This is a genomic window from Streptomyces luomodiensis, from assembly GCF_031679605.1.
Lineage (GTDB): Bacteria > Actinomycetota > Actinomycetes > Streptomycetales > Streptomycetaceae > Streptomyces > Streptomyces luomodiensis.
The window spans coordinates 5172213-5186218 of the sequence record NZ_CP117522.1 but is presented as its reverse complement, the minus strand read 5'-3'; the positions used below and the strand labels follow the sequence as shown (position 1 = coordinate 5186218).

The following is a 14006-nucleotide window of genomic DNA, read 5'->3' as shown; positions in this document are numbered from 1 at the left end:
CCCATCGCCGGAGGGGCGCTATCGCCGGAAACCGGGACGACGCCCTCATCCCTCGCGGACGAACGTCCCCGACAAGGCCGCCTGGTACGTCACCTCGACGGCCGTGCGCACCAGCCGCTCGTCGATGAACCCGCGCAGGATGAGCACCCGGTAGTAGATGGGCGCCGCGAGCGCGGCGATGACCTCGCGTGGCTCGGTGCGCTCGGGGATCTGCCCCCGCTCGATCGCCCGGCGCACGATCCGGGTCACCTGCTCGATCCGCCCCACGAACGCGCCCCGGACGATCTCCTCGACCTGGGGGTCGTGCGCGGCGGCCACGAGCAGCCCCTGGATGACGTTGCGGTTGCGCAGCGCGTTGTTGAAGTCCCCGATGGCCATGGCGAGTTCTGCCAGGTCCTGCCGGAAGTCGCCGGTGTCCGGGGTGGGCAGCGTGGAGCTGCGCTCGGCCAGCAGGTCGACGACGACCCCCTCCACCGTGCGCCAGCGCCGCCGGATGGTGGACACGTGCACTCCCGACCGACGCGCCAGCCGGTCGAGGGTGAGGGCGGCGTACGCGTCGCGGTCGAGCTCCTCGTACGCGGCCGCCAGCACGGCGGCCCGGGTCCGGGCCGTACGCCCTCCGGGGCGGGCCGACCCATGCGGTGGTCGCTCTGTCATGACGCGCCGACCCTACGTCCCCTCCGCTCTGGTGAGCACCAGATCTTCACGAACACCCCGTCACCCTACGCCCGGTAACCCATTGCGACCCGTACACCCCCTCGCTACTGTGACACCCGTTACCTAATGCGCGTGAAAGCGCATTAGGTGGGGGGCAGAGTTTGCCGGACCTTCCTCACGAGGGGAAGGAAGGTCCAGCACGCTCCCCTGGACGAGCGTTGCGGCGAGTCGGCGGCGAGTTGGCCGTCAGTCCTCCGCCAGCCGGATCGCCGCGGCCGGGCACACCACCGCCGACTCCTTGACGCCGTCGTACTGGCCGGGCTCGGGACGGTCGGTCAGCAACTCGACAAAGCCGTCGTCGTCCTGGTCGAAGACCTCGGGAGCGATCAGGACGCACTGTCCGGACGCGACGCACTTGGGCTGGTCGACTTCCACGCGCATGGGGTTTCTCCTCTTGCTCGGGGGTGCTGCTACCAGGTGACGGGGAGTTCGTAGACGCCGTAGACGATGCCGTCGTGCTTGAACTCCACCTGGTCGAACCCGGTGGCCAGGGCCAGGGTGGGGATGCGGGAGTACAGGGTGCTGTAGACGACCTGGAGTTCGAGGCGGGCCAGCGGCTGGCCGAGGCACTGGTGCACGCCGTAGCCGAAGGCGACGTGGCGGCGGGCGTCGCGGCTGATGTCGAGCCGGTCGGGCTCGGGGAAGGCTTCCGGGTCCCGGTTGGCGATGTCGTTGGCGAAGATGATGCCGTCGCCCGCGCGGATGACCTCGCCGCCGACCTCGATGTCCTCGAGCGCCACCCGGCGGCGCCCGGAGTGGGTGATGTTCAGGTAGCGCAGCAGCTCCTCCACGGCCCCGGCGACCGTCTTGGGGTCCTCGGCGTCGCGGAGCAGGGCGAGTTGGTCCGGGTTGCGGAGCAGCGCGAGGGTGCCGAGCGCGATCATGTTCGCGGTGGTCTCGTGGCCCGCGGCGAGCAGCAGGACACCGGTCTCCGCGGCATGCCGCTGCGTCATCTCGCCCGTGGCCACCCGTTCCGTGGCGAGCACGGAGAGCAGGTCGTCCGCGGGCCGGGCGCGCTTGACGGTCAGCAGGTCGTCCAGGTAGTCGGCGAGCTCCCGCTGGGCCGCGAGCACCTCCTCCGAGGTCGAGGTGCGGCGGACGACGACCTTGGTGTTGCGCTGGAACAGGTCGTGGTCCTCGTAGGGCACGCCGAGCAGCTCGCAGATGACCAGGCTGGGGACCGGCAGTGCGAACGCCTCGACCAGGTCGACCGGCTTCGGCCCGGCGAGCATCCCGTCGATCAGGTCATCGACGATCTTCTGCACCGACGGCCGCAGGGCCTCCACCTTCTTCACCGCGAAGGGCGCCGTCACCATCCGGCGCAGCCGGGCGTGTTCCGGGTCGTCCATGGTGAGGAACGTCTGGCGGGCCTGGTCGCTCGCCTTCATCCCGGCGGTGCGGTGCGGATAGCCGGGCCGGGTGGGGTCCGCGCTGACGCGCGGGTCGCCGAGCAGGGTCCGCAGATGGTCGTGGCGGGTGATCAGCCATGGACTGGTGCCGTCCCAGATCCGCACCCTGGAGATCGGGCTATCCGTCTGGAGGGCCATCAGGGCCGGCGGCGGGTCGAAGGGGCACCCGGCCGCCCTGGGCATCGGGTGTTCCAGCGGCCCGGCCGCCGTGTCCGCCAGTGTCTCGGTCATATGTGCCTCCGTGGAGAGGGAGCGCGTCACGGACTTTCCTAACAGCGTTAGGAGCCCAGGGCAACCAAATGGCCAAGAGTGACCAGCCGCACCGCCGCTATTTGGTCAACGCCAGATCGAGCAGGTCGTCCGCCATCTCCTCCATCCCCTGCCGGCTGGCCGCGAACGGCATCGACACAGCCATGGCCACGATCCCGTGCAGGGAGAACCACAGCAGCTTGGCCACCCGCTCGTCGTCCGCCGCCCCGGTACGGTCGTCCCGGCAGGCGGACACCGCCTCGACCCACACCTCGTGCACCGTCCACAGCGGATGACTGGCCAGCTCATCGCGGGGGCCCTCGATCCGCTCGATGCCGAACATCAGCCGGTACAGCTTGGGGTTGTCCAGCGCGAAGTGGCAGTACCGCCGGGCCATCGCCCGCAACGCCTCCCGCGGGCCGCCCTCACCCCCGCGGTCCCCGGCCTCGCGCAGCTGGGCCACCAGCCTTTCGTAGGCCCGCCGCGTGACGGTGGCCACCAGCTCCGCCCGGTCCTTGAAGTGCAGATAGACGCTGGGCGCGGAGATCCCGACCTCCCGCGCCACCGCGCGCAGCGACAGATCCCCCTCCCGGCCGGACTCCATCAGCATCCGCGCGGCGGCCACGAGGATCTCTTCCTTCAGCGCACCGCCCTCGCCCCACCGGCTCGGCGTGCGGCGCTTGAACCCCTCGGTCATCTCCGGCTCCTCTCCGACTCCCCCTCAAGCTTCGGTGAAGCATGAGGGAATGTGGCCAGATCCCGTCGATGCGCCAGCACCCACGGCGATGGCCTGCCGTCAGGGCGACAGGGCCGGATCGTCGTGCCGGGCACCGCCCCCTCGGGGGCGCGGGGGCGGGCGGCCGGGCGGGTTCGGGCGGGCCGGTCGGGCCGTTCGGGGGGGAGTAGGAGGGCCGGCGGCGCTCAGGCGGCGCCGGTGGACAGGGAGTAGAGGTGACGGGCGAGCGCGACCAGTACGGCCTTGCTGGAGTCGCGCTTGCGGGCGTCACAGTCGATCATCGGCACATCGGGGGAGAGATCGAGCGCCTCCCGCACGTCCTCCAGCGAGTGCTCCGGCTCGGTGAAGTTGTTGCGGGCCACGATGAACGGTGTGCCGTGGTGTTCCAGCCGGTCCAGCGCGTACCAGGAGTCGGCCAGCCGGTTGGTGTCCACCAGGACGACCGCGCCCAGGGTTCCGGAGAAGAGCCGGTCCCACAGGAACCAGAACCGCTCCTGCCCCGGGGCGCCGAACAGATACAGCACCATCTGCTCGTCCAGGCTGATCCGGCCGAAGTCGAAGGCCACCGTGGTGGTGGTCTTGTCCTGGACGAACGAGGCGTCGTCGATGCCGACGCCCGCCTGCGTCATCGTCTCCTCGGTGCTGAGGGGGCGGATCTCGCTGACGGATTTCACCATCGTCGTCTTGCCGACACCGAACCCGCCGACGATCACGATCTTGAGGCCGTTGCTCGCGCTCTCCCGCAGCGGGGCGTGTCCGGTGCTGCCGGGGAGAGCGGCGCTGGCGGTGCTGTCAGAGATTCTGGAGTGCAACGAGCACCTTCTTCAGGGTTTCGGGCCCGGGCAGCCGCCCGCCGGGGCGGGCCGGCTGCGGATGGCGCGCGGTGATCCGGCCGGTGTCCAGCAGATCGCACAGCAGGATCTTGACCACGCTGACGGGCAGTTCCAGATACGAGGAGATCTCCACGACCGACAAGGGGCGACGGCACATCCGCAGGATCTTGACGTGCTCGGACTGCATCCCGGGAGTGGGGTCGCTCTCGCTGACGATCAGCGTGACCATGTCGAACCGGCTCTCGTCCGCGCGGCTGCGGCCGCCGGTGACGGTGTACAGCCGGTCCGGTCCCTCCTTGTCCAGCGGCCCTCGGATCATGCCGTCGTCCCGCCGCTGCCGTCCGTGGCCACCCGCGGGGCGGCCCGCAGATGGTCGCCGATCTGCTCGACCATCTCGTTCATGTTGTGGCCGATGATGCCGACATCGGCGTCGTCATGGGCCACCACGGCGAGGTGGGCGCCTTCGCCGGCCTCGATGATGAACAGAATCCCCCCGTGGAACTCCGTCATCGACTGCCGTACGCCGCCGCTGCCGTCGCCGAACTCGATGGACGCGCCATGGGCGAGGCTCTGGATGCCCGACGCGATGGCCGCCAGCTGATCGGCCTGGTCCACGGACAACCCGGAGGAGAGGCACAGCTTGAGCCCGTCCCGCGACAGCACCAGGGCGTGGCGTGACCCCGGGGTCTTCTCCAGCAGGTTCTCCAACAGCCAGTCCAAGCTGCGGTCGGTGGTGTTCATCGGCGTTCCTATCGTCACGGCTTGTCGTTCTCGGCGGGCTCGACGGACTCGGCGGACTGGGTGGCCTCGGCGGGCTGCGCGGACGCGGGCTCGGTATCACGCGGGGCACCAGCGGCGGAGCCACCGCGGGCCGCCTGGCGGAAGGCGCCGAAGCGGGCTCCGGCGTCCTCGGGTCGGGGACGGCTGGTCTTCGCCTTGGGTTCCCCCTCGGCGGCGCCGGCGGCGGCCCGGGTGGCCGCGGCCAGCGTCTCGCCACGGCGCCGCTTGGGCAGTCCGTTGACGGCCGGCGAGGGTTCCGCGGCGGGCTCCGGCGCGGACGAGGGTCCGGTGGCGGGCGGCAGCGGAGCGGAGGACGGGGTGGTGGCGGGGGCGGGCGCGATCGCGGTCGCGGCGGCTGAACCAGACGGGGCGGACGGGGCGGACGCCTGCCGGGGGATGCCGGAGCGGATGGAGCCCGGCGTGCCGAGGACGACGGCGTCCTGGTTGACGTGGGTGATCAGCTGCTGCGGGATCAGGACCACGACACCGGTGCCGCCCCGCGCGGACGGCCGGAAGGAGACGGTGAGCCCGTGCTTGCGGGCCAGACAGCCGACGACCGCCAGGCCCAGCCGGGTGCCGGACAGGCTCATCAGGTCCAGGGTCTCGGAGGAGACGGCCTTCTGCGCGCGCTCCAGGGCGGCCGGGCCCATCACCAGCCCGCCGTCCTCGATGGTCACCACGACGCCCGCGTGCGTCTCCTCGACGTACACATGCACCTCCTCGGTGGGAGGCGAGAAGCTGGCGGCGTTGTCCATCAGCTCGGCGAGGGCGTGCATGACGCCCTCGGCCGCGTAACCGGCCACCGCGGCGCTGCTGGCCGAGTGGACCCGTACCCGCTGGTAGGCGCTGATCCGGCCGACCGCGCCGCGCAGCACGGACTCCATGACGATCGGCCTGGTCCAGCGGCGCCCGGAGCGCGCACCGGTGAGCACCGCGATGCTGTCGGCGATCCGGCCCGCCTGGGCGGTGGTGTGGTCCAGCTTCAGCAGATCGCCGAGCACGCTCTCGTCGTGCCGGTTCTCCATCTCCCGCAGATCGGCCAGCATGCTGGTGGCCAGCGCCTGGACCCGGCCCGCGGCGTTGGCGCACGCGGCCATCGCCGAGGCGCGCATCCGCTCACCGTCGCCGATCTCGCGCAGCAGCGTCCGCAGCAGCTGCTGATGGGCCCTGCTGGTGGGCCGCGGCAGGCGGCTCACCACGGTGTCCACCGAGCCACCCGCACGCAGCTGCCGAACCGCGGAAGGAATCGTTTCCTCGGCGATCCGGACCGCCTCGATCTCCCGCGCGGTGGCCGCCGTCTCCAGCGCCGTGACACGCTCCTGGAGCCGGCCGATGGTCCGCGAACGGTAGGTGGCCACCGCGAGCGCCACACCGAGCAGTACGGCGGCGGTCCCGCAGAAGACGGCGACGAAGACGCGCTGAGCGGACGGCACGGCGGTGGTCACCCACAGTCCCGCGGCACCGGCGGCGACGGCTGCCAGCACAGGGACGGTCAGGGCCCGCCACGTCACCGAGGGCCCTTTGTACGGATGGCTGGATATATGTGCTGACATCTATCAGGTCCTCATGGGGCGCGTTGAGGGTTTGTGGCTGGACCACGCGGACATCAAGCCGTGGGCGCCACATGTTAGTAGAGTCACGTGATTTTGACCGGCCCCTCTCAGCACATGGATCATGACGGACCGTCAAATCGAGTTGGCCGAAAGCGCCGCGTTCCGGACGTATATGCCACGGCCGACGCTCATCTTCCCGCCACGCCGCGCCCTGACGGGCCGTGGACCCAGGCGTCAGGGAATGGCCAGCTCGGCCCAGATGACCTTGCCGTCCGAGGTGTAGCGGGTGCCCCAGCGCTCGGCGAACCGGGCGACCAGGAAGAGCCCCCGGCCGCCCTCGTCCGTCGTCGCCGCGTACCGCAGATGCGGGGAGGTGCTGCTGGTGTCGGAGACCTCGCAGATCAGGGCGCGTTCGCGGATCAGCTGCACCCGGATCGGGCCGGTGGCATGGCGGATGGCGTTGGTGATCAGCTCGCTGAGCACCAACTCGGCGGTGAACGCGACCTCCGCCAGCCCCCACTCCGCCAGCCGCCGCATGACCTCGGCGCGCACCCCGGCCACGGCGGCCGGATCGTACGGCACGTCCCAGGAGGCCACGCGGTCGGCGCCCAGGACCCGGGTACGGGCGGCGATCAGGGCGATGTCATCGCTCGGATCGCTGGGCAGCATCGCGTCCAGCACCTCAGTGCAGATCTGCTCGGGCGTCCGGCCGGGATGGGACAGGGCGTCGCGCAGCAGCTCCAGACCGGTGTCGATCTCCCGGCGGCGGTCCTCGACGAGCCCGTCGGTGTAGAGGACGAGATGGCTGCCCTCGGCCAGCTCCGCCTCGGCGGTCTCGAACGGCAGCCCGCCCAGGCCCAGCGGCGGTCCGGCGGGCAGCTCGAGGAACTCCACGGTGCCGTCCGGCCGGACCAGCGCGGGCGGCGGATGACCGGCCCGCGCCATGGTGCAGCACCGGGTGACCGGGTCGTAGATCCCGTACAGACAGGTGGCCCCGGTGATCCCCTCACCGCCGTCACCGCCCGGCTGCCCGGGGCGCTCGTCCTGGTCGATACGGGCCACCAGATCGTCCAGGTGGGAGAGGATCTCATCGGGCGCCAGGTCCAGGGTGGAGAAGTTGTGCACCGCCGTGCGCAGCCGCCCCATCGTGGCCGCCGCGTGCAGACCGTGCCCGACGACGTCGCCCACCACCAGCGCCACCCGCGCCCCCGGCAACGGGATCACGTCGAACCAGTCGCCCCCGACCCCCGACTCGGCCGGCAGATAGCGGAAGGCCACATCGAGGGCGCTCTGGGCGGGCAGGGCGCGGGGCAGCAGACTGTGCTGGAGCGTCACCGCCATGGTGTGCTCGCGGGTGTAGCGGCGGGCGTTGTCGATGCAGACCGCGGCGTGCGAGGCCAGCTCCTCGGCGAGGGACACCTCTTCCTCTTCGAAGGGGTCGCGCCGCGCCGTCCGCCAGAAGTTGACCACGCCCAGCAGCACGCCCCGGGCCCGCAGCGGCACGGTCACCAGCGACCGCACGCCGTACGCGATGACCTTGGCGGTCTGCCGCGGGTCCTGGGCCTGCCAGCCGGTGGCCTCGGCCAGATCGGTCTCCACCGCCGGCTCACCCCTGTTCAGGCCCCCCGCCTGGGGTGAGGTGGGGACGAACGAGAACCGCCGGCCGACCGGATAGAAGGGGTGGTCCGGCCGGATGCCGTGGACCGCCGTCCGGCACATGTCGGTACCGCCGAGCGCCAGCGGCTCGTCGCCGCGCAGGACGGGCTCCGCCAGGTCGACGGTGACGAAGTCGGCGAAGCGGTCCACCGCCACCTGCGCCAGCTCCTCGGCGGTCCGGCTCACATCGAGCGTGGTGCCGATCCCCACGCTCGCGTCGTACAGCAGCTTGAGCCGCTTCTGCGCCACTTCGGCACGGCCGGAGAGGGCGCGCAGTTCGGTGGAGTCGCGCAGGGTGGCGACGCTGCCGGGCGGCCCGCCGTCGCGGTCGGTCAGCCGGTTGTTGATGGCCAGCAGCCGGTCGCCGGCCACCAGCACCTCGTCGGTGACATCGCGCCCGGCGGTCAGGACGTCGCTGACATGCGGCTCCAGGCCCAGCTCGGCGACCTTCCGGCCCTCCGGCCGCTCGGGCAGACCGAGCAGCCGGGACGCCTCGTCGTTGGCGAGCACCAGCCGGCCGTCATCGCCGACGATCAGCACGCCCTCGCGCACCGAGTGCAGCACCGCGTCATGGTGCTCGTACATCCGGGTCAGCTCGACCGGGTCCAGGCCGCGGGTCTGGCGCCGCAGCCGCCTGCCCACCAGCGCGGTGCCGCCGGTGGCCAGGGCCAGGGAGGCGGAGAGGGCGCCGACGAGCAGCGGCAGCTGACGTTCGGCGAGCCCGCTCACCCTGCGGATGGTGAACCCGGCACCCACCACGCCGACGACCTTGTGCCGGCTGTCGAAGATCGGGGCGACCGCCTGCATCGCCGGGCCGAGGGTTCCGGGGCGGCTCTCGGTGATGGTGTGCCCCCGCAGCGAGGGGCCGATGGTGCCGATGAACGGCTTGCCGATGCGATGCGGATTGGGGTGGGTGATCCGGATGCCCTTGGGGTTCACCACCACGACGAAGTCGAGCCCGGACCGCTTCCGGGCCGCCTCGGCCCTGGGCTGGAGCACCTTGGTCGGATTGCGGCTGTGCAGCGCCTGGGCGACCCCCGGTGCGTTGGCGAAGGTCTCGGCGACCGCGACGGACCGGCCGCGGGCTTGCTCGACGGCGTCGTGCCGCCCCTGGAGCACCAGGGCGACGGTCGCCGCCACGCCGAGCAGCAGCACGATCACAAGCTGGAGAACGAAGACCTGGCCGGCGACGCTGCGCACGCTCAGCCATGACCGACCCCGCGATCGACCCATGAACCGGGGCATACCCATACATCTACACCGGGAATTCCCGGAAGGCGAATCCCTGTCCCGCTCCGGACGCACCGCTCCGGACGCACCGCTCCGGACGTTCGGCACGGGGTGCGCCGCCGACGGGCGAAGTGCCGAAAGCGGGGCGCTGTGCAAACCTGTAAAAAGGGTAATTTCGCCTGATGAAGGAGCCCGACATGGCCAGTCACGTCGGTGGAGTGCAGACAGGGGCCGCCCCGGGCCGCGCGCACCGGGCGGTGAGCGGGTGGGTCGTCTTCGCGGCCGTCATGATGATCTTCGGTGGCGCGATGAACCTGCTCCAGGGCATTTCGGCCATCCGGACCGACAATGTGTTCCTGGTCACGCGGAGCTATATCTTCCAGTTCGACCTCTCCGGATGGGGCTGGGTCCACTTCGCCATCGGCATCGCCCTCCTGGTCGCCGGTTGCGCGGTCTTCACCGGTGCGATGTGGGCGCGGGTCACGGGGGTGGTGCTGGCCGGTCTCGCGCTGGTCGCCAACTTCCTGTGGCTGCCGTACTACCCGGTCTGGGCCACGGTGCTGCTCATCCTCGACGCCCTGGTCATCTGGGCGCTGTGCGCCGGGCCGAGCCGTGGCGACGCGGCACGCGCCGAGGCGGGGCGTACCGCCTGACCCCCGGCGTCGCGTTCTGTTTCAGAGTCCGATCACCACGAGCGCGGTGTCGTCGGCGGCCGGGCCGCCACCGGTGACACCGAGGTCGCCGAGGAGCGCGTCGGCCATCGGTTCCGGCTTCAGCCCGCAGTGCCGGGCGAGGCTCTCGCTGAGCCGGTTCAGCCCGACGTCGATGTCCTCCTCGCGGCGCTCGATCAGCCCGTCGGTGTAGAGCACCAGCGTGTCCCCCGCGGCGTAGCCGACGCTGGCCTGCGGCCGGGGGATCTCCTCGGCCCGAGCCCCCAGCGGCGGATCCGTCGCCTGGTCCAGCACGTCCACGGCGCCCCCGGCCTGGAGCAGCAGCGGCGGCGGGTGGCCCGCGCAGCTGTACTCGACGGTGTGCGCGGCGGGGTCGATGACGACCTGGACGGCGGTCGCGGCCAGCGCCCCGTCGACGAAGCGCGCATAGCGGCCGAGCACGTCCATCGCCCGTGCCGGTCCGTTCACGGCGCGGGTCGCGGCGGACAGCGCGCTGCGCAGCTGCCCCATGACACACGCGGCCTCCAGCCCCTGGCCCACCACGTCCCCGACCGCGACGGCGATCCGGCCGTCGGCCAGGTCGGTCAGCTCGTACCAGTCGCCGCACACATTGAGCGACCCCACGGCCGGGTGGTAGCGCACGGCCGCGTTCGGATGCGCCTCCGGCGGGCAGGCGGGCAGCATCGACTGCTGGAGGGTCAGCGCGGTCTCCCGCTCGCGGGCGTGGGCCTGCCGCAGCCACTCGTTGAGCTCTTGCAGCTCCCGTGCGCGGATGTAGAGGTCCGCGTCCATGTTCTCGGTCCGCGGGCCCAGGCCCTCCTCCGATGCGGCCCGGCCCTCGCTCCCCCGGATGAAGGCCGTGACGTCCTCGACCCGGTGGATGATCAGCTCGACGCTGCCGTCCCGGCCGCGCACGGGGGAGTTGATCTGGCTCCAGTACCGCTCCTCGAATCCGCCCGCGCGGTCGGTGACCGGGATGTCATACCTCTGCAGCGCCATCGCGTCCCGCTCCCCCGTGCACAGCACCCGGTGCAGCGAGGCCTCCAGATTGCGGGTGGCGGTGGACTCGGGTTGGGCCGGGTTGCGGGGGAAGGCGTCGAAGACATACTCCCCGATCAGGTCCTCGCGGGTGCGCCCGGTGACGTTCAGATAGCTGTCATTGGCCGCGACGATCACCAGATCGGGACCCAGAACGAGCATCGGGCTCGGAGTGGCCTCGAACAGAGTTTCGTAGTCGATGTGCTGTTTCGTGGCGCGCTCCCTGTGTGTACACCCGCCCCGCCCCCTATGACCCTTATGTGCAAATGTATTCCTCTCCCACCGCTCGGGCCCACAGATGCCGCGGGGGCGGCCGGGGCCACCGGGGCGGCCGGGCCCCGGTGCCGTATGGCGGCCGGGCGGGGTGCGGGGCAGGCTGGAGCCATGCTGCTGGCCGATGTCGCGCTGACCTCCCGCCAGGTCGCGGCCACCTCCGCCCGCTCGGCGAAGATCGCCGCGCTGGCCCGGCTGTTCCGGCGTACGGAACCGGCCGAGGCGGCCGTGGTGATCACCTACCTCGCGGGCAGACTGCCCCAGCGCCGCACCGGAGTGGGCTGGTCCACCCTGCGGCAGCGGCGGGAGCCCGCCGCCGAGCCGAGTCTCGCGGTGCTCGATGTGGACCAGACCCTGAGCGAGGTCGCGGCGGTCTCCGGCACCGGGGCGACGGCGGCCCGCAAGCGGCTGGTGGGCGGGCTGATGTCGGCCGCGACCAAGGAGGAGCAGCACTTTCTGCTCGGCCTGATCGGCGGGGAGCTGCGGCAGGGGGCGCTGGAGGGGCTGGCCGTGGAGGGGCTCGCCGAGGCGGTGGGCGCACCGGCCGCCGAGGTACGGCGGGCGGTGATGCTCGGCGGTTCGCTGGGCGCGGTCGCCGAGGCGCTGCTGGCGCGCGGCCCGAAGGCGCTGGCCGACTTCCGGCTCCGGGTGGGACGGCCGGTGCTGCCGATGCTCGCGCAGAGCGCCAAGGACCTCGACGAGGCCCTGGACCGGCTGGGGTCGTGTGCGGTCGAGGAGAAGCTGGACGGCATCCGGGTGCAGGTGCACCGGGACGGCGCGGACGTGCGGATCTACACCCGCACCCTCGACGAGATCACCGAGCGCCTGCCGGAGGTCGTCACGGCCGCGCGCGAACTGGCGGTGGACCGGGCGATCCTCGACGGCGAGGTGATCTCGCTGGACGCGGAGGGGCGGCCGCGTCCGTTCCAGGAGATCTCCGGCCGGGTCGGCTCCCGGCTCGATGTGGCCGGGGCGTCGGCCGCGCTGCCGCTGTCCCCCGTCTTCTTCGACCTGCTCGCCGTGGACGACCGCGATCTGCTCGATCTCCCGGCCCGCGAGCGCCACGCCGAACTGGCCCGGATAGCCCCCGGTCCCCGCCGGGTGCGGCGGCTGGTGGCCGGGGACCCCGCGGACCCGGAGACCCGCCGGGCGGCGCGCGAGTTCGCCGCGGACGTACTGGCCCGGGGCCATGAGGGGGTGCTGGTCAAGGCGCTGGAGGCGCCGTACGGCGCGGGTCGGCGCGGGGCGTCCTGGCTGAAGGTCAAACCGGTGCACACGCTGGATCTGGTGGTGCTGGCGGCGGAGTGGGGGCACGGCCGCCGCACCGGGAAGCTGTCCAACCTGCACCTGGGCGCGCGGCAGCCGGACGGGACGTATCTGATGCTGGGCAAGACCTTCAAGGGGCTCACCGACGCGATGCTGGAGTGGCAGACGGAGGCGCTGCTGGGGCTCGCGGTCAGCGACGACGGCTGGGTGGTGCGGGTGCGGCCGGAGCTGGTGGTGGAGGTGGCCTTCGACGGGCTGCAGCGCTCGTCCCGCTACCCGGCGGGCGTCACGCTGCGGTTCGCGCGGGTGCTGCGCTACCGGGAGGACAAGCCGGCGGACCAGGCGGACACGGTCGAGACGGTGCTGGCGCTGCGCGGCGAGTGACCCCGGACCGCCCGGCCCCGGGCCGTCGTACGGTCGGGGCGGGCGGGGACGGGGCAGTGGCGGCTGGGCGGAGCTTCAGCTCTCGCTCGGGTTGTAGGAGTTGGCCAGCTCGAACGGATCGGGCTCCAGCCCCGGTGTGGGCCAGCGCTGCTCCCGCTGCCAGCGCGCGTTCTCCCGCGCGAGCGCGTCCCAGAGCAGATTGAGCGGGTGGGCGGCGTCGTAGGACGCGCGCTCCCCGCGCCGGGTGAAGGCGCCCAGCAGCACCTCCAGCCGGGGCCCGGTGTCATTGACCAGCTCGACGGCGCGCAACCCGCGTCCATAGGCCACCCTCGGATCGCCCGCCGCGTCCGCGACCCCCTTGGTGACCAGCATGCAGCCGCGCAGCAGACCGGAGCGCAGCAGCTCGAAACCGTAGTTGACGGTGTCGATCTCGGCGGCGATGCGCAGCTTGCCGCGGTAGTCACCGCCGAACCAGGTGTGCAGCACCCCGGCCATCAGCCCGCTGGCCGAGACCACCAGCGGCAGCGTGCGCAGCGCGCTGGTCGGGGCGGTCGGGCCGGGCAGCTCGTCCTCGGGCAGATTGGTCAGCAGCGAAACCCCGCTGCGGCGCCACTCCATTACATCGAAGGCGGTGAGCTCATCCGCGCTGTCGGGCCTGGTCACCACGGAGCCGCACACCAGGTCGACATCCTTGGCGCGCAGCTTGGCCAGTACGTCCCGGGTGCGCACATGGCCGACCTTGAGTTCGATCTCCCGCTGCCGGAACTCCTCGGCCACCAGTTCCCCGGCACCCGCCAGATAGCTGAGAGTAAATCGGGTGGTGCCCACCATCAGGGTTTTTCCCAGTCGGCGGCGCGACTCATGGATGCCGTCCAGCCAGTCACCGAGAGTTCCGCGCGCCAATTCGACCAGGGCTTCTCCGGTGCCGGTGAACAGCACGTCCTTGCCCCGCCCCTGCTTGAGCACGAGCGGTTCGCCGCAAAGCTCGCGAAAGTTCCGGTTCATCGTGTCGATCTGCTTTTGCACGCTGGACTGTTCGCGGCCCAGAATCCGTGCCGCGCCCAGCGCGGTACCGGCCTCATGGACCATGATCAGGGTGCGCAACTGGTCCATCGTGGTGTCCATGAGAGCGAGCGGGCTCTGCGTCCAGCGCCGGGGCCCCTCCCTCACCGGTGATCCGAGCGATCCGGGCCTCACCATGATTTCCCCCG

General features: G+C 71.8%; 13 protein-coding genes. 2 read left to right on the top strand and 11 right to left on the bottom strand.

Annotation, left to right across the window (positions count from 1 at the left end; translation table 11 throughout):
* Positions 1-45: 45 nt before the first annotated feature.
* The 9 genes from PS467_RS21785 to PS467_RS21745 all read right to left on the bottom strand — a co-directional run bounded on the left by PS467_RS21785 (position 46) and on the right by PS467_RS21745 (position 9184).
* A complete protein-coding gene (locus tag PS467_RS21785) occupies positions 46-657 on the bottom strand; it encodes a TetR-like C-terminal domain-containing protein (protein ID WP_311036671.1) in 612 nt (203 codons plus the stop codon).
* Positions 658-903: 246 nt separating this feature from the next.
* Positions 904-1098, bottom strand: coding sequence for a ferredoxin (locus tag PS467_RS21780; RefSeq protein ID WP_311036670.1), 195 nt, complete (start codon positions 1096-1098; stop codon positions 904-906).
* Positions 1099-1127: 29 nt separating this feature from the next.
* A complete protein-coding gene (locus tag PS467_RS21775) occupies positions 1128-2357 on the bottom strand; it encodes a cytochrome P450 (RefSeq protein WP_311036669.1) in 1230 nt (409 codons plus the stop codon).
* A 97-nt stretch (positions 2358-2454) separates the two neighbouring features.
* Positions 2455-3072, bottom strand: coding sequence for a TetR/AcrR family transcriptional regulator (locus PS467_RS21770; protein ID WP_311036668.1), 618 nt, complete (start codon positions 3070-3072; stop codon positions 2455-2457).
* A gap of 224 nt (positions 3073-3296) precedes the next feature.
* Positions 3297-3923, bottom strand: coding sequence for a GTP-binding protein (locus PS467_RS21765; RefSeq protein ID WP_361251576.1), 627 nt, complete (start codon positions 3921-3923; stop codon positions 3297-3299).
* Positions 3904-4263: a DUF742 domain-containing protein gene (locus tag PS467_RS21760; protein ID WP_268973329.1), complete on the bottom strand. Its 360-nt coding sequence runs from the start codon at positions 4261-4263 to the stop codon at positions 3904-3906. The genes PS467_RS21765 and PS467_RS21760 overlap by 20 nt, the downstream gene beginning before the upstream one ends.
* Positions 4260-4685 (bottom strand): roadblock/LC7 domain-containing protein, encoded by a 426-nt coding sequence (locus PS467_RS21755; RefSeq protein WP_311036667.1) that lies wholly within the window; start codon positions 4683-4685, stop codon positions 4260-4262. Before PS467_RS21755 ends, PS467_RS21760 begins: the two co-directional genes overlap by 4 nt.
* Before the next feature lie 14 nt (positions 4686-4699).
* The gene (locus PS467_RS21750) at positions 4700-6277 is read right to left on the bottom strand and encodes an ATP-binding protein (RefSeq protein ID WP_311036666.1); all 1578 of its coding nucleotides are present in this window, start codon (positions 6275-6277) and stop codon (positions 4700-4702) included.
* Between the two features lie 234 nt (positions 6278-6511).
* Positions 6512-9184 (bottom strand): SpoIIE family protein phosphatase, encoded by a 2673-nt coding sequence (locus PS467_RS21745; RefSeq protein ID WP_311036665.1) that lies wholly within the window; start codon positions 9182-9184, stop codon positions 6512-6514.
* A 176-nt stretch (positions 9185-9360) separates the two neighbouring features.
* Here PS467_RS21745 and PS467_RS21740 point away from each other — a divergent pair, with 176 nt between their 5' ends.
* A complete protein-coding gene (locus tag PS467_RS21740) occupies positions 9361-9816 on the top strand; it encodes a DUF7144 family membrane protein (protein ID WP_311036664.1) in 456 nt (151 codons plus the stop codon).
* A gap of 21 nt (positions 9817-9837) precedes the next feature.
* Here the strand turns inward: PS467_RS21740 and PS467_RS21735 are convergent, their stop codons facing one another.
* Positions 9838-11034 carry a PP2C family protein-serine/threonine phosphatase gene (locus PS467_RS21735; RefSeq protein WP_432280616.1) on the bottom strand — a complete coding sequence of 399 codons (1197 nt, stop codon included), beginning with the start codon at positions 11032-11034 and terminating at the stop codon, positions 9838-9840.
* A 222-nt stretch (positions 11035-11256) separates the two neighbouring features.
* Here PS467_RS21735 and PS467_RS21730 point away from each other — a divergent pair, with 222 nt between their 5' ends.
* On the top strand, positions 11257-12795 hold the full coding sequence (locus tag PS467_RS21730) for an ATP-dependent DNA ligase (protein ID WP_311036663.1): 1539 nt from the start codon (positions 11257-11259) through the stop codon (positions 12793-12795).
* A 75-nt stretch (positions 12796-12870) separates the two neighbouring features.
* On the opposite strand, the gene PS467_RS21725 is transcribed toward PS467_RS21730, so the two are convergent.
* Complete coding sequence (locus PS467_RS21725) at positions 12871-13920, bottom strand: LysR family transcriptional regulator (protein WP_268973323.1); 1050 nt, start codon at positions 13918-13920, stop codon at positions 12871-12873.
* Positions 13921-14006 lie beyond the last annotated feature (86 nt).